Origin of the sequence: Ureibacillus sp. FSL W7-1570 (genome assembly GCF_038593265.1) — a bacterium.
Lineage (GTDB): Bacteria > Bacillota > Bacilli > Bacillales_A > Planococcaceae > Ureibacillus > Ureibacillus suwonensis.
The window spans coordinates 3,186,220-3,202,970 of record NZ_CP151979.1; the positions used below are offsets into that span (position 1 = coordinate 3,186,220).

18 protein-coding genes are annotated in these 16,751 nt (G+C 43.4%); 16 read left to right on the plus strand and 2 right to left on the minus strand.

Translation table 11 applies throughout. The features are described 5' to 3' along the window. Positions 1 to 46 precede the first annotated feature (46 nt). The 9 genes from NST13_RS15750 (at position 47) to NST13_RS15790 (ending at position 9,236) form a co-directional block, all read left to right on the plus strand. Complete coding sequence (locus NST13_RS15750) at positions 47 to 949, plus strand: fumarylacetoacetate hydrolase family protein (RefSeq protein ID WP_342470113.1); 903 nt, start codon at positions 47 to 49, stop codon at positions 947 to 949. 192 nt (positions 950 to 1,141) lie between these two features. Next, a complete protein-coding gene (locus tag NST13_RS15755; RefSeq protein WP_342581052.1) occupies positions 1,142 to 1,504 on the plus strand; it encodes a YisL family protein in 363 nt (120 codons plus the stop codon). A gap of 148 nt (positions 1,505 to 1,652) precedes the next feature. After that, positions 1,653 to 1,802, plus strand: coding sequence for a hypothetical protein (locus NST13_RS15760; RefSeq protein ID WP_342581053.1), 150 nt, complete (start codon positions 1,653 to 1,655; stop codon positions 1,800 to 1,802). Positions 1,803 to 1,924: 122 nt separating this feature from the next. Beyond that, complete coding sequence (locus tag NST13_RS15765; protein ID WP_342581054.1) at positions 1,925 to 3,388, plus strand: alpha-amylase family glycosyl hydrolase; 1,464 nt, start codon at positions 1,925 to 1,927, stop codon at positions 3,386 to 3,388. A 217-nt stretch (positions 3,389 to 3,605) separates the two neighbouring features. After that, positions 3,606 to 4,604 carry an ABC transporter ATP-binding protein gene (locus NST13_RS15770; RefSeq protein ID WP_342581055.1) on the plus strand — a complete coding sequence of 333 codons (999 nt, stop codon included), beginning with the start codon at positions 3,606 to 3,608 and terminating at the stop codon, positions 4,602 to 4,604. Further along, on the plus strand, positions 4,601 to 5,545 hold the full coding sequence (locus NST13_RS15775; RefSeq protein ID WP_342470108.1) for an ATP-binding cassette domain-containing protein: 945 nt from the start codon (positions 4,601 to 4,603) through the stop codon (positions 5,543 to 5,545). Before NST13_RS15770 ends, NST13_RS15775 begins: the two co-directional genes overlap by 4 nt. Positions 5,546 to 5,579: 34 nt before the next feature. Then, positions 5,580 to 6,542: an oligopeptide ABC transporter permease gene (gene opp4B / locus NST13_RS15780; RefSeq protein WP_342581056.1), complete on the plus strand. Its 963-nt coding sequence runs from the start codon at positions 5,580 to 5,582 to the stop codon at positions 6,540 to 6,542. Between the two features lie 21 nt (positions 6,543 to 6,563). Next, positions 6,564 to 7,457, plus strand: a complete 894-nt coding sequence (locus NST13_RS15785; RefSeq protein WP_342470106.1) for an ABC transporter permease — start codon at positions 6,564 to 6,566, stop codon at positions 7,455 to 7,457. A gap of 30 nt (positions 7,458 to 7,487) precedes the next feature. After that, positions 7,488 to 9,236 (plus strand): oligopeptide ABC transporter substrate-binding protein, encoded by a 1,749-nt coding sequence (locus tag NST13_RS15790; RefSeq protein WP_342470105.1) that lies wholly within the window; start codon positions 7,488 to 7,490, stop codon positions 9,234 to 9,236. A 140-nt stretch (positions 9,237 to 9,376) separates the two neighbouring features. On the opposite strand, the gene NST13_RS15795 is transcribed toward NST13_RS15790, so the two are convergent. Both NST13_RS15795 and NST13_RS15800 read right to left on the minus strand, forming a co-directional pair. Beyond that, complete coding sequence (locus NST13_RS15795; protein WP_342470103.1) at positions 9,377 to 10,234, minus strand: DegV family protein; 858 nt, start codon at positions 10,232 to 10,234, stop codon at positions 9,377 to 9,379. 83 nt (positions 10,235 to 10,317) lie between these two features. Beyond that, positions 10,318 to 11,127: a Cof-type HAD-IIB family hydrolase gene (locus NST13_RS15800; RefSeq protein WP_340710253.1), complete on the minus strand. Its 810-nt coding sequence runs from the start codon at positions 11,125 to 11,127 to the stop codon at positions 10,318 to 10,320. A gap of 124 nt (positions 11,128 to 11,251) precedes the next feature. On the opposite strand from NST13_RS15800, the gene NST13_RS15805 reads away from it, so the two are divergent. The 7 genes from NST13_RS15805 (at position 11,252) to NST13_RS15835 (ending at position 16,672) form a co-directional block, all read left to right on the plus strand. After that, positions 11,252 to 12,028, plus strand: a complete 777-nt coding sequence (locus NST13_RS15805) for a prolyl oligopeptidase family serine peptidase (protein ID WP_342470102.1) — start codon at positions 11,252 to 11,254, stop codon at positions 12,026 to 12,028. Between the two features lie 69 nt (positions 12,029 to 12,097). Continuing rightward, the gene (locus tag NST13_RS15810; protein WP_340705477.1) at positions 12,098 to 12,406 is read left to right on the plus strand and encodes a metal-sulfur cluster assembly factor; all 309 of its coding nucleotides are present in this window, start codon (positions 12,098 to 12,100) and stop codon (positions 12,404 to 12,406) included. Between the two features lie 284 nt (positions 12,407 to 12,690). Then, positions 12,691 to 13,341, plus strand: a complete 651-nt coding sequence (locus tag NST13_RS15815) for a nitrous oxide reductase accessory protein NosL (RefSeq protein ID WP_342581057.1) — start codon at positions 12,691 to 12,693, stop codon at positions 13,339 to 13,341. Positions 13,342 to 13,450: 109 nt separating this feature from the next. Beyond that, a complete protein-coding gene (locus NST13_RS15820) occupies positions 13,451 to 14,734 on the plus strand; it encodes a right-handed parallel beta-helix repeat-containing protein (RefSeq protein WP_342470100.1) in 1,284 nt (427 codons plus the stop codon). Further along, positions 14,731 to 15,186: a nitrous oxide reductase accessory protein NosL gene (locus tag NST13_RS15825; protein WP_342470099.1), complete on the plus strand. Its 456-nt coding sequence runs from the start codon at positions 14,731 to 14,733 to the stop codon at positions 15,184 to 15,186. The genes NST13_RS15820 and NST13_RS15825 overlap by 4 nt, the downstream gene beginning before the upstream one ends. After that, on the plus strand, positions 15,168 to 15,998 hold the full coding sequence (locus tag NST13_RS15830; RefSeq protein ID WP_342470098.1) for an ABC transporter permease subunit: 831 nt from the start codon (positions 15,168 to 15,170) through the stop codon (positions 15,996 to 15,998). The genes NST13_RS15825 and NST13_RS15830 overlap by 19 nt, the downstream gene beginning before the upstream one ends. Beyond that, entirely contained in the window at positions 15,995 to 16,672 is a 678-nt protein-coding gene (locus NST13_RS15835) for an ABC transporter ATP-binding protein (RefSeq protein ID WP_342581058.1), read from the plus strand. The genes NST13_RS15830 and NST13_RS15835 overlap by 4 nt, the downstream gene beginning before the upstream one ends. The last annotated feature ends 79 nt before the right edge of the window (positions 16,673 to 16,751 follow it).

A 16,751-nucleotide genomic window follows, 5' to 3' on the forward strand; every position in this document is an offset into this window, starting at 1 on the left:
ATTAATATCAGAAATAATTTGTGAAAATGAAAAGGGGCTATTACTGATGAAGATTCTATCCTTTAAATTCAATAATCAATTGAAATTTGGTCCAAAAGTAAAAAAAGAAGAAGCCGTTTGGGATGTATTGGCGATCCAGGAATCCCTTGAAGTGTTCCCATCCTTCCCGCAAACGATTATTGAAGGCGTTGCATTGGGGTATGATTTTGTTGAGAAGATCCGCAGATTGGTGGAAGTAGCGGAAAAATCGGACAAACCGGATAAGTTCAAATTATCTTTCAGCGAGATTGAATGGTTGTCGCCGATCCCAAGAACCCCAAAAAATATTATTTGTGTGGCGAAAAACTATGATGAACATGCAAAGGAAATGGGAGGAGAAGCTGCTCCGTCCGATTTGGTCATTTTCACAAAATCTCCGACAGCGATTGCGGCTGACAATCAAGTGCTGTCCATCCATGCGGACAAAACCGACTCCCTTGACTACGAAGGGGAGCTGGCGGTGATCATCGGAAAAGTTGGCAGAAACATTCCTGTCAATTTGGCCTATGATTATATTTTCGGCTATACGATCGCCAATGATCTAACAGCCCGTGATGTTCAAGAGCGCCATCAACAATATTTCTTGGGCAAAAGTTTGGATGCCACTTGTCCGATGGGCCCTTACATTGTGACGAAAGATGAAATTCCAAATCCTCAAAATTTGACGATCGTGACAAAGGTGAATGGGGAAGTGCGGCAAAACGGAAATACCGCAGATATGATGTTCCCGATCGATCGATTGATTTCCATCATCTCCCATCATGTAACGTTGGAGCCCGGCGATGTCATTTTGACGGGAACGCCTAAAGGGGTCGGGAAAGGCATGAATCCTCCACAGTTCTTAAAATCCGGGGATGTCGTGAGAATCTCCATTGAAGGAATCGGTACATTGACAAACCGTTTTGAATAAAAACCTTTGAATTTCGCTAAAATGAATGGAAGAACCCGTAAATATTTGCAATAAAATGCAAAAAACTTGCGGGTTCTTTTTTCTATATATTAAAATGACTTCCAAGTAATAAAGGTTATTATATTTGAATTAAACTAAATCCCATGATAGCATGGACAATGAATGAAAAATGAACAAGAGGTGGGGGAATTAATGGATTTTTTGACTAGCTCGACACATTTACACATTACAACATGGTTTATCGGAATCATCTTGTTCCTTATTGGGGCCATCAAACCGAATAAAGGGTTACATATGGCATTGCGTCTATTCTATATTTTAATCATTATCACGGGCGGCGCTTTATTTATTGAAGCGATGGATTACGGCCAAGGCATGAACTATGGCATTAAGCTCATTTTGGGCATTTTGGTGATCAGTATGATGGAAATGGTGCTTGTCCGCCAATCCAAAGGGAAATCAGCGACTGCATTTTGGATTCTGTTTGTCATTTTCTTATTTTTGACATTATTCTACGGATTCAAATTGCCGATGGGTATGAACTTCTTAGCTTAAATGATTGCGATTCGCAAAGTACAAGGATTCGTACTTTGCGTTTTTTATTGGAATCTTTGGTCGTTGCGCAAGAAATGGAGCGGAAGTAATAGAAATTCTTTCTCAATTCCTCTAAAATGAATTCAACTGAGAAAATGAAGGGGAATGGATGATGATTTCAATTTTCATGCTTGTATTCACCGCTTGTCTGATGATATTTTTCCTTGTTTTCGCTTTTTTGCAAAACCCGGTGCATACCCGGAAGGAAGAATGGGATGAATTGGAGGAAGAGCAAGGCGGGCACGGGAAATGGCCGTGATTATTTGTCACAATTTCGTCAAATATACAAGCGGAATTGATAAAACTTTTCTTAATTATGGAGAGCAGTGTCCACATTTTTGGTAAAATGTCGTTGATTGGTTTTAAAGGAGAGGGATTATTTTGAAACTCAAGAAATGGATTCAAACGACAGCAATGGCTACATTATTGTCCGCAAGTTTATTGACGCCAGTAGCAAGCGCGGAAGAGAAGCGCTCAATTGCTGATGAAAGTATATACGATGTATTGGTTGACCGGTATTTTAACGCCACGAACAGCAATGATGACAGCTCAAAAACCGATCCGAAAGATGTAGAGAAGTTTGCCGGAGGGGATTTCCAAGGAATCATAGATAAATTTTCCCAAATCAAAGATATGGGATTTTCCATCCTTTCCCTTGGACCGGTCTTTGCAACGGAAACTTATAATGGTTCATCAGTGACAAGCTACCGTGAAATAGAGCCAAACTTTGGCACGGAAGATGAATTCAAGAAGTTGATCCAATTCGTGAAAGACAATGACATGTCCGTCATGGTGGATTTCCCGCTTTCCAATGTGAGCGAAAATCATGAGTGGGCGAAGGATCCATCCAAAGCTTCCTGGATTTTGGAGAAAGCGGATGGAAAAGTTCGCTGGGATTTGGATAATGAAGAAGTGCAACAGGCATTGATTGATGCGGTTGTTGATTTCATTTCCACATACGGGTTGGATGGTGTCCGCTTAACCAATATGGAAGATGCGGATACAGACTTTTTGAACGAAATGATTGATGCCATCAAATCCATCGATGAGTCGATTTATGTGATTTCCAACAGTGAAAGCGATGCACATTTTGATGCGGAATATTTCAATGAAGTGAGCGATATTTTCCGTTATGCATTCAAAAATGTGGATGAAGATACGGCGGATTTAATGAAATATTTCAATGCGTTCGCCAAGGGGGAAACGGACATCCCTGCGCAAATCATGATCGATCATATCAATTCGGACCGCTTTTTATATACTGCTGAAATTTATCCTCCGACACGGTTGAAAATGGTATTGGGTGCGGCTTTGCTTTTGCCGGGGGTACCTGTCATGCAGTATGGTACGGAAATCGCCATGAACGGAAAGGCGGGTCCGGAAGCGCACCAACTTTATAATTTTAAAACGGATACAGAACTGAAAGGTTATATTGAAGATATTCAAACATTGAGAAATCAATCGGAAACCCTCCGCAAAGGGGAGTTTAATCTCATTCAGAACGACAGTGGATTAATCGTTTTCCAACGCAAATCCGATAAAGAAAATTGGATCGTCGTCATCAACAATACAAGCGAAAGAAAGAAAATTGAAATTCCAAAAGAGCTGGTCGGCGAGAATAAAGAAATCCGAGGAACTTTGGAAGGTGAAATATTCCGCGAAGGCGATGACGGCATTTTCAGAATTGTCCAGGATCGGGAAGTTGTTGAAATTTATCAAGTGATTGATGAACAAGGCATCAATATTTCATATATCATCGCATTGGCATTTGTTTATATTATTTTCATCGCCTTTGTCGTGGCATTGATCAAACGGGGAAAACGTCAACGCTCTAAAGCGGAATAATTGAAATGAAATAAAACAGCGAAATCCAAATGGTTGGGTTTTCGCTGTTTTATTTTTTCCGGAAAAGATGCTTTTGTATTAGGGTGGAAAAATCTGGTGTGTTTAGGGGGATGGCCATTCAATTTTCCCCTTGTAACCGGTTGCCCAAGTTAATGATTTTCCACTTCGATTCATACAATTCATTAACATCGATTGCAAGGGAAAGGGGAATTTCCCAATGGACTTGTTGGCCGTCCGAAATTTGCATGTCGGATTCCGGATAAATGACGCATTTTACGATGCGGTGGATGGGGTTTCCTTCACGTTAAAAAACAACGAAATTCTTGCCATCGTCGGGGAGTCTGGCTGCGGGAAAAGCACCCTGGCCACTTCCATCATCGGGCTCCATCACGGGCGGAATGTGCGGGTGACGGGAGAAATCCTTTACGGGGAGCGCAATCTGTTGGAATTGTCCGAAGAGGAAATGGACCATATCCGTGGGGCGGAAATCGCGATGATTTTCCAGGATCCTTTGTCCGCTTTGAATCCGTTGATGCGAATTGGCGATCAAATCGAAGAAGCGTTGACCTATCATACGGAATTGTCAAAAGTGGAACGGGAAGAGAGAGTTTTGCAATTGTTGAAGCAAGTCGGCATCCATCGGCCGGAACAGACGGCCAGACAATTTCCCCACCAGCTGTCCGGGGGAATGCGGCAGCGGGTGATGATTGCGATCGCCATCTCTTGCAAACCGAAAATCATCATTGCCGATGAACCGACAACTGCTTTGGATGTCACGATTCAGGCACAAATATTGGATTTGTTGAAGGAGCTGCAAAAAGAAACCGGTGCAGGCATTATTTTAATCACCCATGATTTGGGGGTGGTTGCGGAAATGGCCGACCGGGTGATGGTGATGTATGCGGGAGAAATCATTGAAGAAGCGCCGGTGCAGAAGTTGTTCTCCAATCCGAGACATCCATATACAAGATTATTATTCCACTCCATGCCGCAACTTCACTCCACAAAGAAACGCCTCCATGTCATTGAAGGAATCGTACCCTCTTTGATCAATTTGCCGAGAAGCGGATGCAGATTTTCCCATCGCATTCCATGGATTCCAAAAGAAGCCCATGAAGAACAGCCGAAGTTTCACAAAATTTCAAAGGACCATTTCGTCAAATGTACGTGCTGGAAGTATTTCCGTTTCCGTGATGAAAAGGGGGAAGCTGATTGAGCTTCATGCAAGTCGTTGATTTAAAAGTGCATTATCCGATCCGTGGGGGATTTTTTAATTCCGTCATCGATTGGGTGTATGCGGTGGACGGGATTGATATGGAGTTTGAACAGGGAAAAACGTACGGGCTTGTGGGGGAGTCGGGCTGCGGGAAGTCGACGACGGGAAAAGCGCTGATCGGCCTTGAGAAAATTACATCAGGAAAAATCCTTTTTGAAGGGGAAGATGTGACGAAGGATCGGAAATCGCGCACCTCCCATTTTCACCGGGAAGTGCAGATGATTTTCCAGGATTCCCATTCCAGCTTAAATCCGAGAAAACGGATCGCGGATATCCTTGCAGAACCGATCCGGAATTTTTTGCATTTGCCGCCAAGGGAAGAAATGAAGAAAATCGATGAACTCCTTGAAATTGTGGGGATGCCCGCCGATTCGAAAGAGAAATACCCGCACGAATTTTCAGGAGGGCAAAAGCAGCGCATCAATATCGCACGGGCCCTTGCCACGAACCCGAAACTGATCATTGCCGATGAGCCGGTTTCCGCCCTTGATCTATCCGTACAAGCACAAGTGTTAAATTTTATGAAAGATGTGCAGAAGGAATTCGGATTGACCTATTTGTTCATCTCCCACGATTTAGGGGTCGTAAAGCATATGTGCGACTATATTTACATCATGTATAAAGGAAGGTTTGTGGAATGCGGCACGAAGGAGGATATATACGAAAATCCGAAACATCTATACACCAAACGGCTACTTTCATCCATACCGGCATCAACACCGGTCGGAAGGGAAAAACGGAAATCCGCCCGACAAGCCTTTGAAAAAGTGTATGAAAAGCATATCCATAAAGCCTTTGATGAAAATGGACGAGTGTATGACCTGATTCCCCTTTCGGATACCCATTACGTTTCCGCTTCAAGCAAAAAAGAAATTGTATGAGTATGGAATTTCATATTCAAGGGAGGTCGGGACAATGTGGAAAACGATTATAAGGCGTCTCCTCCTGATGATTCCCCAATTGATTGCACTGAGCATCCTCGTGTTTGGGATGGCGAAGATGATGCCGGGGGACCCGTTCACTGGCATGATTACGCCGGAAACGGATCCTGCGCGGATTGAAGAATTGAAGGAAGAATTGGGATTGAACGATCCGTTGCCGGTGCAATACATCCGGTGGGTGAAAAATGCGCTGCAGGGGGATTTCGGCAAGAGCTACACCTTTCAGCGGGATGTGGCTTCCCTCATTGGAGAGCGGGCGTTGAACACTTTTTGGCTGTCTTTTGTCAGCGTCATTTTATTGTATCTGATCGCCATTCCATTGGGGATTTTGGCGGGAAGGTACCAACAATCGAGGTTGGATAAAACCATCGTGTTCTACAGTTTCATCACTTATGCCATTCCGACTTTTGTGCTCTCCTTATTGTTTTTATATATTTTCGGCTACAAATTGCAATGGTTTCCGACGGGCGGAAGCGTGGACATTGAAGTGGAACCAGGAACCATCCAGTACATATGGAACCGATTCTACCACATCCTTCTGCCGGCAATCACCTATGCCATTTTAGGGACAACCGGGGTGATCCAGTATTTGCGTTCGGAAATTATCGATGCCAAAACGATGGATTATGTACGAACCGCAAGAAGCAAAGGGGTACCGATGAGAAAAATCTATACGAAGCATATTTTTAGAAATTCTTTTATTCCGATTGCCGCTTTTTTGGGGTTTACCATCACCGGGCTTTTGGGCGGCTCCATTTTTATTGAAACGATCTTCGGCTATCCGGGGATGGGACAGTTGTTTGTCAGTTCCATCGCTTCAAGGGATTACAGCGTCATTTGCGCTTTGGTCATGCTCTACGGATTTTTGACTTTGCTTGGAAGTCTGCTTTCCGACATCATTTTAAGCATTGTGGACCCCCGCATTCGTATTGAATAGAGAGGAGGGGATGGTGGAACAATGAGACGTAAGAAGAAACGATATCGCAAAAAAGGGCGCGCCCGAGGCATGCAGGTGGTATTTCGGGAGTTTCAGAAGGATCGTATCGCGATGACTTCATTCATGTTATTAGTATTCTTCATTCTATTTGTTTTTATTGCCTCTCTCTTCATCGATCAGGAGCAGTTGATGCGCATCAATTTGTATGACCGTTACAGTCCGCCGGGGGAAAAGTATTTGTTGGGTGCGGACCAGGGCGGCAAAGATATTTTAGGGCAGCTCATCATCGGGGCCAGAAACTCCATTTTCATCGCCCTTGCCATCACGCTGATCACCGGTTTGATCGGGATTGTTGTGGGGCTCATTTGCGGTTATTTCGGCGGCTGGGTCGATTATATCATCATGAGGATCATCGATTTCTTCGTTACGATTCCTTCATTATTGTTCATCATCGTTTTTGTGACCCTTGTGCCAAAGTATTCGGTCACAACGTTCATTTTGATTATGAGCCTGTTTTTATGGACAGGGACGGCGAGGCTTGTCCGTTCAAAGGCGTTGTCCGAAAGCAAAAGGGATTATGTGAGCGCATCAAAAACGTTGGGAACGGGCGATTTTGCCATCATCCGGAGGGAAGTGGCGCCAAATTTAAGTTCTTTGTTGATTGTCGAGATGACGTTGAACTTTGCGGGAAACGTGGGGATTGAAACGGGTCTTTCTTATTTGGGATTCGGTCTGCCGCCAACCACCCCTTCATTGGGCACATTGGTGAGCTATGCGAACAATCCGGCCGTGTTGCAACAATATTGGTGGGTATGGCTTCCGGCATCCCTATTGATATTATTCATGATGCTCGCCATCAACTATATCGGCCAAGCATTAAGGAGATCCGTGGATGTGAAGCAGCGGTTGGGCTAATGGAATATAACAGCATCAAGGGAGGACATCATGAGACGAATCATTTCACTCTGCATCGCAGTCTTACTGATCACAGCACTGACGGGTTCAAATGCCTTTTCAAAAAACGTGACGCTCCCAACTTCCGTCACAAATGAAGGGACACCCATCAAAGGAGGCATCTTAAAAGTAGGGATTGTCAAAGATGAACCTTTCCAAGGGGTGTTTTTGGCGGAACTATATGAAAACCGCTATGATGGCGCGATTATGAGCTATGCCTCAAACGCCATTTTTGAAATGGACGGCGATTTTTTGATCAATGATGAAGGCATCGCTTCCATGGATGTGAACCAAAAGGAGAATAAAGTGACCATCACCATCCGGGAAGGTGTCCGGTGGTCCGATGGGGAGCCGCTGAAAATAGAAGATTTGATTCTGCCTTATGAAATCATTGCCCATCCGGATTATACGGGCGTCCGCTATGATACGGAATTCAAGAATATCATCGGGGTGGAAGAATATCACGAAGGAAAAGCGAAAACCATCTCCGGCATCCGGAAAATTGATGAGCGCACATTGGAAATCCGGTTCAAAAAGTTGTCGCCTGCCATATTTTCCGGCGGGGACGGTTTATGGACCTATGCGGCGCCCAGCCACCAGCTGAAAGGCATTCCTGTAAAGAAGCTGATTGAAAGCGACGCCGTGCGGAAAAACCCCGTGACCCTCGGGCCATTCAAATTTCATAAAATCGTTCCCGGCGAATCGGTGCAATTCGTGAAAAATCCGTACTATTGGAAAGGCGAACCGAAGCTGGACGGCGTCTTTGTGGAAGTTGTTCCATCCAGTTCCGTATCTGTCGCGATCGGCTCCGGAAAGTATGATATTGTGTCGGGATTCACCGCAACCAAATGGCCAGAAATCCAAAAATATGACAACATCGAGATTTTGGGGCGTCCGGAATTATATTATTCTTACCTGGGATTCAAGCTGGGAAAATGGGATCCGAAAAAGCGGGAAGTGGTGACCGATTTAAATTCGACGCCGGTGGGGGATCAGGCTTTACGGCAGGCGATGGGGTACGCGTTGGACGTGGAAGCGGTTAGCGAAGTGCTTTTTTTCAATTTCAGGCAACGGGCCAATTCATTGATTCCGCCAGCCTTTAAAACCTACCATGATGCAACCTTGAAAGGATATACGTATAATCCCGAAAAGGCAAAAAAGATTTTGGACAAAGCAGGCTACATCGATATTGATGGAGACGGTTTCCGGGAAGATCCAAAAGGGAATAAGCTGGAAATCAAATTTGCCACAATGGCGGGGGATACGATCCAGGATGAAATTGCCGCTTACTATTTGCAAAACTGGCGGGATGTCGGTTTGAACGTCACTTTAACAACAGGAAGGCCGATTGAAGTGAATGCTTTTTACGATAAAGTGGAGGCCGATGATCCGGAAATCCATGTCTTTATGGCGGCATGGGGAACGGGGACAAACCCTTCGCCATCCGGATTGTACGGCAAATCCGATGCCTTTAATTTTAGCCGGTTTACTTCTGAGTTTTTAGAAGAAACGATCCAAAAAATCGATTCACCGGAAGCCTTTGACCAATCTTACCGCGCGGAGCAGTTCCGCATTTGGCAGCAATATATGGCGGAAAAAGCGCCGGTGATTCCCCTTCAGTTCAGCTATGAAATCGTTCCGGTGAACAAGCGGGTGAAAAATTACAGCATCGATTTTGAAAATCCTACTGAATTGCATGAAATCGAGCTGTTGGCGAAGGAGCCGATCAAGAGTAAATAATGGACAACGGTCATGATGTCCACAAAATCAGAGGATATTGTCACAAAAATGGTCGATATGGACACATTCAGCGTGGATATTGTTGAATATAGCACAAAATCAAAAGCACCTTCGTCAATCAGGGAAGGTGCTTTAAACATTTATTCCTGATAATCTTTATCCGTAAAGAAGATCGCCAATGTGCCAGGGCCGGAATGGGAACCAATCACAGCGCCCACCATCGTGACATCAAAGCCTTTCGGACGGAGCTTGTCTTCAATCAACTTTTTCACTTCTTCCACCGTGTCCAAATCATCCCCGTGGGAGATTCCGACGATTTTATCCGAAAAATCTCCGCCGCGTTCCGCCATGATGTCAACCATCCGGGCAAGGGCTTTTTTTCTTCCTCTTATTTTTTCAAGGGGAATGAGCTTCCCGTCCTCCACATGCAGGATGGGCTTGATGCTCAATAAGCCGCCGAAAAACGCGCTTGATTTTGAAATGCGCCCTCCTCTTGCCAAATAATCCAGATTTTCCACGGTGAAAATATGTTGCATATGTTTTGCGTAATGTTCCACTTTTTCAACGAGCTCATCGAAAGGGACTCCAGCATCTCTCAATTCTACGGCTTTTTTCACAACAAGGCCTTGTCCAAGGGAAGCGCATTTCGTATCAATGATTTTTAATTTGAAATCCGGATACTTTTCCTGCAATTGTTCGGCAATCATGACAGCCGTGTTGTAAGTGCCGGACAGTTGGGAAGAAAAGCTGATATAAACCCCTTCTTCACCGCTTTGGGCGTATTTTTCGAAGGTATTGTAGAACATTTCAGGCGATACTTGTGAAGTTTTTGGTGCAGCGCCTTTTCTCATTTCATCGTAAACTTCTTTTGGATCAATGCCGATGACATCATCATATTCTGTATCATTGAGGTGGACTCTCAGCGGGAAAAAGACCACATTATGCTCATCATAATAAGCTTTTGGCAAATCGCTCGCGCTATCTGTGAATAGAATCATTTTACTCTCCTTTCCATCCTTTATAAAATTATTACACCCTTCTCAAAAATTGGTAAGGAAGGGTGCCTCATGATGGAATCATGTTATGATAATTTTAATCTTTCTGATAAGAAATTTGCAATGCCATCTTCATTGTTTGTTCCGGTCACTTCGTTGGCGATGCTTTTTAATTCGTTGATGCCGTTGCCCATTGCAACCCCGATGCCGGCATATTCGATCATTTCCAAGTCGTTGTCTTCATCCCCAAAGGCGATGATGCGGTCCCTTGGGATGCCCAAATCTTTTGCAATGAGGGAAACGCCGACCGCTTTATTTAATCCTTTCCGCACCACTTCGATAATATTGAAAGGTGCTCCCCAGCGCCGATGTTCAATGAGTTCCGCATGCACCTCCTGCAAATGCCGGCGGATCAAAGGCACGTTGTTTTCATTGGCGTGGATGAGCAAACTTGTTGGATTTTCATTCAAGTTGCCGCGCAAATTTCCGATGGTCACTTTAGGATCCCCCATTTTGAAAATGTTCATCATCGTCGGATCTTCCACATGTATATACACATCATCAATGACTTCGGCAATTAAGTTTTCATACTGGTATTTATCCACTGAATCTATGACGTCGTGCACCACCCGCATATCGATGGGGGAGTGGATGGCCTGCCAAGACGGATTTTTTGGATGATGTATATAAGCTCCGTTGAAATTGACAATCGGAGTGGTTAATCCCAATTCCTGATAATAAATATTGCTCGCCCGGAATGGTCTTCCTGTGGCGATCATGATTAGATGGCCGGCTTCTTTCGCCTTCATCAAGGTTTGTTTTGTTTTAGGCGAAATGGTATGATTGTCCGTCAATAGAGTGCCATCCAGGTCCAAAACAATTAGATGTTGTTTCATGGAAAGTCCCCTTTCTGTCTTTACGATTTTATCGCGACGATTGGAGTTCGTCAAAATTTTGTCACCAGTTATAATTTTTGGTAACATAATTGATTAGAGAGAGTTGTTGAGGAGTGAAGCGTTAATGTTAATAGATGAAGAATTATGGCAGGATATTCCGCTGATTCATTTTTATAATGAAGAAATGAATGAATGTTCACCCGTTCTCATTTTTTTACATGGATTTACAAGTGCGAAAGAACACAACTTACATTATGCCTATCAACTAGTGAAAAAAGGGGTTCGCGTGATTTTGCCGGATGCCCTATTGCATGGCGACAGATGCGAGGGATTATCCGAAGAAAAAATGAATTTGCAATTTTGGAACATCGTATTGAATTCTATACATGAGGTTGGGGAGTTATACAATGAAATCCGGTCCCGTTTCCAACCGAAAAAATTGGGTATTGCAGGAACAAGCATGGGCGGAATTACAACATGCGGCTGTTTGAAGAAATATGATTGGATTGATGCGGCCGGCATTTGCATGGGTGCACCGGGATACAACGCCTTTGCGGATTATCAGCTGGCGGAGTTTGAAAAAGCGGGGATTCCGCTTCCTTTGAGCGATGAGCAAATCGAACAGATACATACCGCTCTTTCTGAATATGATATATCAAAAACGCCGGAACGATTAAACAATCGCCCTGTGATATTCTGGCATGGAAAAAAAGATGTGACCGTTCCTATGGAAAACGCGGTACATTTTTATGAACAGGCCCGTCCATACTATCAACAGCCGGAACATTTGCAATTGATCATTGATGAAAACCAGGGGCATAAAGTGAATCGGGAAGGGATGCTGAAAGTGACAGAATTCCTTGCGAAACATTTGACAGAAGACGAAACTTTTGTATTTTGATTTTTAGTATAGTATGATGATTGAGAACAGTTATCATTTTCGGATTGAAAGGAGCGATGGCTGATGGCAATGGATGCGGATATGAAAGAAAGTATTCTTGGTGCTTTGGAAAACGTCATTGACCCTGAATTGGGAATCGATATTGTCAATCTCGGTTTGGTATATGATGTGGATATGGATGATGAAGGTGTATGCAAAATTACCATGACACTGACTTCATTGGGCTGTCCGCTTGGTCCAATCATTGTGGATCAAATTAAAACGGTGTTGAGCGAACTTCCGGAAATCAAAGATGTGGATGTCAATATTGTATGGAATCCGCCATGGAATAAAGATATGATGTCCCGCTACGCAAAAATGGCATTGGGAATCCGATGATTGCAGTAATCAAACGGATGTATTGAATCATATAATTTGGTTAAAATATAAGCGCGAAAAAGGCATTTCCGACACCTCGTTTGATTGTAAATGCAGAGCGAATTGGGAAAACGTTGAGTTTTCCGGTTCGCTCTTTTTGTTTGGAATGAAACGGGCATGCAACAAAATTGCCAATTTTATTTCTCATTTTTTTAACAGACACTTTCATCTTTTTTCACAACTTCTTAGTAAAGTAATAGGCGTAGAACTTATACTAGTAATATTTTGGAAGGAGTCTTATCAGAATGAAGAAATTATTGACACTCATGATGTTGCTCGCCTTGTTCACATTGGCTGCTTGTGGACAATCGGATGACGCAAGTAACGATTCAAAAAATGCAAATGACGACACAAAACAAACGGAAGTAAGCAAAGACAAACAAGATGAGAAAGTTACCGTATCCAAACCGGATGCACGCCTTGAAGAACCGACTGCCGATACGAAATGTGAAATGTGTAATATGAAAGTTTATGAAGTGACAGATGATTTAGGAAAATTCAGCGGTCAAGCGATCAAAGAAGATGGCACGATTGCTTTCTATGATGATATCGGCTGCTTATTGAACGCGGAGTTGGCGCACAATGAAAAGAACCAAAAATATGTGCGTGATTACAATACATTGGAATGGGTACTTGTGGATGATGCAACGATCGTAAAAACAGATTTAAAATCTCCAATGAACTGGGGTTACGTATTCTTTAAAAACAAAGAAGATGCAGATCAATTCATCGCAGATAACCCTAGCTACAAAATCACAGCGCTTGATGTCGTAAAACAAGAAGCAAAAGAAAGACGCGAAGCTAAATTGAAAAAACAAGCGGAACAACAACAACAGCAACAACAAGGAAATATGCAAAACATGCAAAATATGTCACACGATGGATATAACCATTAATGAAATCCATCTTGAAAAATCATTGAAAAAAGAACTAAAGTAAAAATTGTGAAGGCCGTCTTTAGAGTTTTCTGGAAGGCCCAATACCGTTTGAAAGTAGTTGATCAGCGTGCGTTATATAATAAGCCACCTCGTATTCTTGATTTGCTTTGTAGCCTTTGTCCATGAAGCGGACGCCAACATGGATTTGCAGCAAATCATCGATGATGCCGGGGAAGGGGCAACGATTCATCTTCCGGCAGGTACATATGAAGGGAATGTATCCATATCCAAGGGGATTACATTGATTGGGGATGAGAAAGTCATCCTTCTTCCCAAAAATCCAGAAGAACCGGTCATTGCGGTTACGGGGGCAAAGGATGTGTCCATTCAAAATTTGCAATTGCGCACATCCGGAACAGGGATTCTCATTAAAAATTCGGAAAATGTTCAGCTCTCAAACGTATCAATGAACCATGTATACAGCGGGGTCGAAATCTACAATTCCAAACAAATCGATATCCGGCAAGTTGCCGTTACGGGTAATGATCAAGATTTTGCCAATAAACGAAACGGCATCGCCATCTATGACAGTTACGACCTGTCCATCAAACATAATAAAATTTCCAAAGTGCAGGACGGAATTTACATTGAAAACGCAAAGGGAATCACCGTAAAAGGCAATAGAGTGGAAAACAGCCGGTACGGAACCCATTTTATGTATAGTGAAGATGCTGAAGCATCAGAAAACAAGTTCCGGAAAAATGTGACAGGTTTTATGATCATGATGACGGAAAATGTAAGCCTATTCAATAACGATATTTCCTATCAAAATGGGTTTAACGGGACGGGAATCACCCTATATGAGGTCAAGAATATCGAAATACAAAAACATACCGTTTCAGGAAACCGGGTTGCCCTTTCCATTCAAAAATCCGATGGAGTCACGATTTCCGACAATATTTTTCAAATGAATCAAACGGCGATTGAATCCATTCAATCGGGCACGAACCAGGTTGTCAAAAACTATTTTGTAGGGAATTTGGTGAATGTCCGTTCAGATGTGAAAGGCATTCAGCTGCAGGAAAATTATTACGATGACTATGCAGGGATTGATATCGACGATGATGGAATCGGGGACGAGTCCTATGTGGCATTGCAAAGCTTTGGCCAGTGGATGGTGAGAAAACCGGTGTACCAATATTATGTGGAAGCGCCGAGCGTGGTTTTATTGAATCAAATCGATCAACAAACCAATAAAACCGCCAAACAGCTGTTGGTGGATGAAACACCGGCAACCCAATTTGAAAGGGACAAAGCCTTCCATTTTCAATTCCATTTGCCTCAACTCATCATTGGATTGATTCTTACAATCGGATGCATCGCTATTTGGAGAAGGAGTGTCCTAATATGAAATGGAAAACGTTTATTTTCATTCTATCATTGAGCTTGTTTTTAGTCGGCTGCTCGGAAAAAGCCTATGAGCCGAAAGAAATCAATGTGGAAACGGATATTTGCAAAGTGTGCAACATGGGGATTGCCCATGAAGATTATGCGGCGGAACTGATCTTTAAAAACGGGGATTATGAAGTGTTCGATGATTTGGGATGTTTGGTGGAATTTATGAAAGATGTCGAGGAATCGGAAGTGGGTGCCGCTTATATAAAAAGTGCTGACGGCAACGAATGGCTTCCTGTGGAAGATGCAACCTATGTTTATTCCAAAGACTATTGGACACCGATGAATTATGGCGTGCTCGCCTTCCCTTCCAAAGATGCTGCGGAACAATACATGGAAGAGAACGGTGAAGGCGAAGTGTATTCCTTTGAACAATTGGACGATTTTCAATGGGGAATCCATTTCTGATGCTGGGCAAATTCATTTTATTGGAATGGAAACAAATGCTCCGCAGCAGATGGCTGCAACTGGTGGCCATCCTCTTCATTTTCGTTTTTGTCGCCATCGTCATGATTCAGCAGCTGGCACTGCCGGATATTGAAGGATTTACGAGACAAACGGCATCTTTTTTGAATTTGCTATTGTTTTTATTGCCGCTGTTCACGCTCACCATTGGAGGAATGAGTGTGGCGGGGGATGTGGAATCCGGCTGGTTTTCTTTATTGAAAACCTATCCGATGAAAATTGTCCAATATGTATTGGGGAAATTTATTGCGCTGATCGGTTCCTTCATATTTATAGTCCTATTGGCCCTTGGGGTGGTTTTTACCCTTGGAGGGTTATTCGGCGGCGTCAAAGTTCCTTTTGAATTGTTGATCATCGCTTTCGGTTTGATTTTCATTTTCTCATCGATTGCCATATTGCTCGGAAGTTTGGCGAAAAACCGCCTGCATGCCCTTGCCATTTCCCTTGTTGTGTGGGCATTGTTATTATTGCTTCTATCATATTTGGTTATGGCTGTCGGCACGGTTGTTCCTGGACATGTGTTGCAAAAACTCACGATTGTCATGCTGCATATCAATCCGGCAGATTGGCTGCGGTTTGGATATTTCCTCCTTTCCCATCAGACGGCGGTTCTTGGTCCGACTTATTATGATTTGATCGCCTTTTATGAGTCGGCGTTTGGAACAATAGTGTTTGTGGCAGTGACGTTGTTATGGATTGCACTTCCACTCATTGTGGCAACCATCAAATTAAAGAAACTTGGTGTTGAAAAATGATCGTTGAAGCGAAAAATTTGCAGAAAATTTATAAGAACAATCGGGGAATCCATGATGCCAATTTCACCATTAGAAAAGGCCGCATCGTCGCTCTCGCGGGAGGCAACGGTGCGGGGAAAAGCACGCTGATTCGCCTGCTGACAAAGCAGGAGAAGCCGACGAATGGGGAACTGATTTGGCATCAGGATGACTTTGTGCGTTATATGCCGGATGATGTGGATTTTCCTTCCACGCTGACGGCGCAAGAAGTGCTGGGACTCCTGGGTTCACTAAAAAAGGTTGGAAAAGGGGAACAAGATGAAATATTAAAAAAGGTCGGACTTTTTGAAGTGAAAAAGCAGAAAGTCTCTTCCTTTTCAAAGGGAATGCGCCAGCGCCTAAATCTGGCCCAGAGTCTCATTGGAGGGGATGGGCTGATCATCATGGATGAGCCTACGAACGGTCTTGATCCCTATTGGATTGCACAATTGAAAGATATGATGGCCCAAGAACGGAATCGGGGGGCAACGGTATTGTTTTCAACCCATATGTTGGCTTTCGCGGAACAGTTGGCTGATGACGTCATTATTTTGCATGAAGGAAGAATATTGGCGGCGGGGGAAGTGCAACAATTATTAAGGGATCATTATTGCGGACATTTGGAGGAACTGTGGCTGCAAAAAATTGATTTATAAAGAAAGGCTATAAAAAAAGGGGCTGTCCGAAAAGTCGATTGAATCGACCTTCGGCTCAGCCCTTTTTTCTGTTTTTAGG

Bases quoted from the DNA above. Each gene is read 5' to 3' on its own strand.
- NST13_RS15750 (WP_342470113.1), top strand. From the start codon at position 47: ATGAAGATTCTATCCTTTAAATTCAATAATCAATTGAAATTTGGTCCA.
- NST13_RS15755 (WP_342581052.1), top strand. From the start codon at position 1,142: ATGGATTTTTTGACTAGCTCGACACATTTACACATTACAACATGGTTT.
- NST13_RS15760 (WP_342581053.1), top strand. From the start codon at position 1,653: ATGATGATTTCAATTTTCATGCTTGTATTCACCGCTTGTCTGATGATA.
- NST13_RS15770 (WP_342581055.1), top strand. From the start codon at position 3,606: ATGGACTTGTTGGCCGTCCGAAATTTGCATGTCGGATTCCGGATAAAT.
- opp4B (WP_342581056.1), top strand. From the start codon at position 5,580: ATGTGGAAAACGATTATAAGGCGTCTCCTCCTGATGATTCCCCAATTG.
- NST13_RS15785 (WP_342470106.1), top strand. From the start codon at position 6,564: ATGAGACGTAAGAAGAAACGATATCGCAAAAAAGGGCGCGCCCGAGGC.
- NST13_RS15790 (WP_342470105.1), top strand. From the start codon at position 7,488: ATGAGACGAATCATTTCACTCTGCATCGCAGTCTTACTGATCACAGCA.
- NST13_RS15795 (WP_342470103.1), bottom strand. From the start codon at position 10,234: ATGATTCTATTCACAGATAGCGCGAGCGATTTGCCAAAAGCTTATTAT.
- NST13_RS15800 (WP_340710253.1), bottom strand. From the start codon at position 11,127: ATGAAACAACATCTAATTGTTTTGGACCTGGATGGCACTCTATTGACG.
- NST13_RS15805 (WP_342470102.1), top strand. From the start codon at position 11,252: ATGTTAATAGATGAAGAATTATGGCAGGATATTCCGCTGATTCATTTT.
- NST13_RS15810 (WP_340705477.1), top strand. From the start codon at position 12,098: ATGGATGCGGATATGAAAGAAAGTATTCTTGGTGCTTTGGAAAACGTC.
- NST13_RS15815 (WP_342581057.1), top strand. From the start codon at position 12,691: ATGAAGAAATTATTGACACTCATGATGTTGCTCGCCTTGTTCACATTG.
- NST13_RS15825 (WP_342470099.1), top strand. From the start codon at position 14,731: ATGAAATGGAAAACGTTTATTTTCATTCTATCATTGAGCTTGTTTTTA.
- NST13_RS15830 (WP_342470098.1), top strand. From the start codon at position 15,168: ATGGGGAATCCATTTCTGATGCTGGGCAAATTCATTTTATTGGAATGG.
- NST13_RS15835 (WP_342581058.1), top strand. From the start codon at position 15,995: ATGATCGTTGAAGCGAAAAATTTGCAGAAAATTTATAAGAACAATCGG.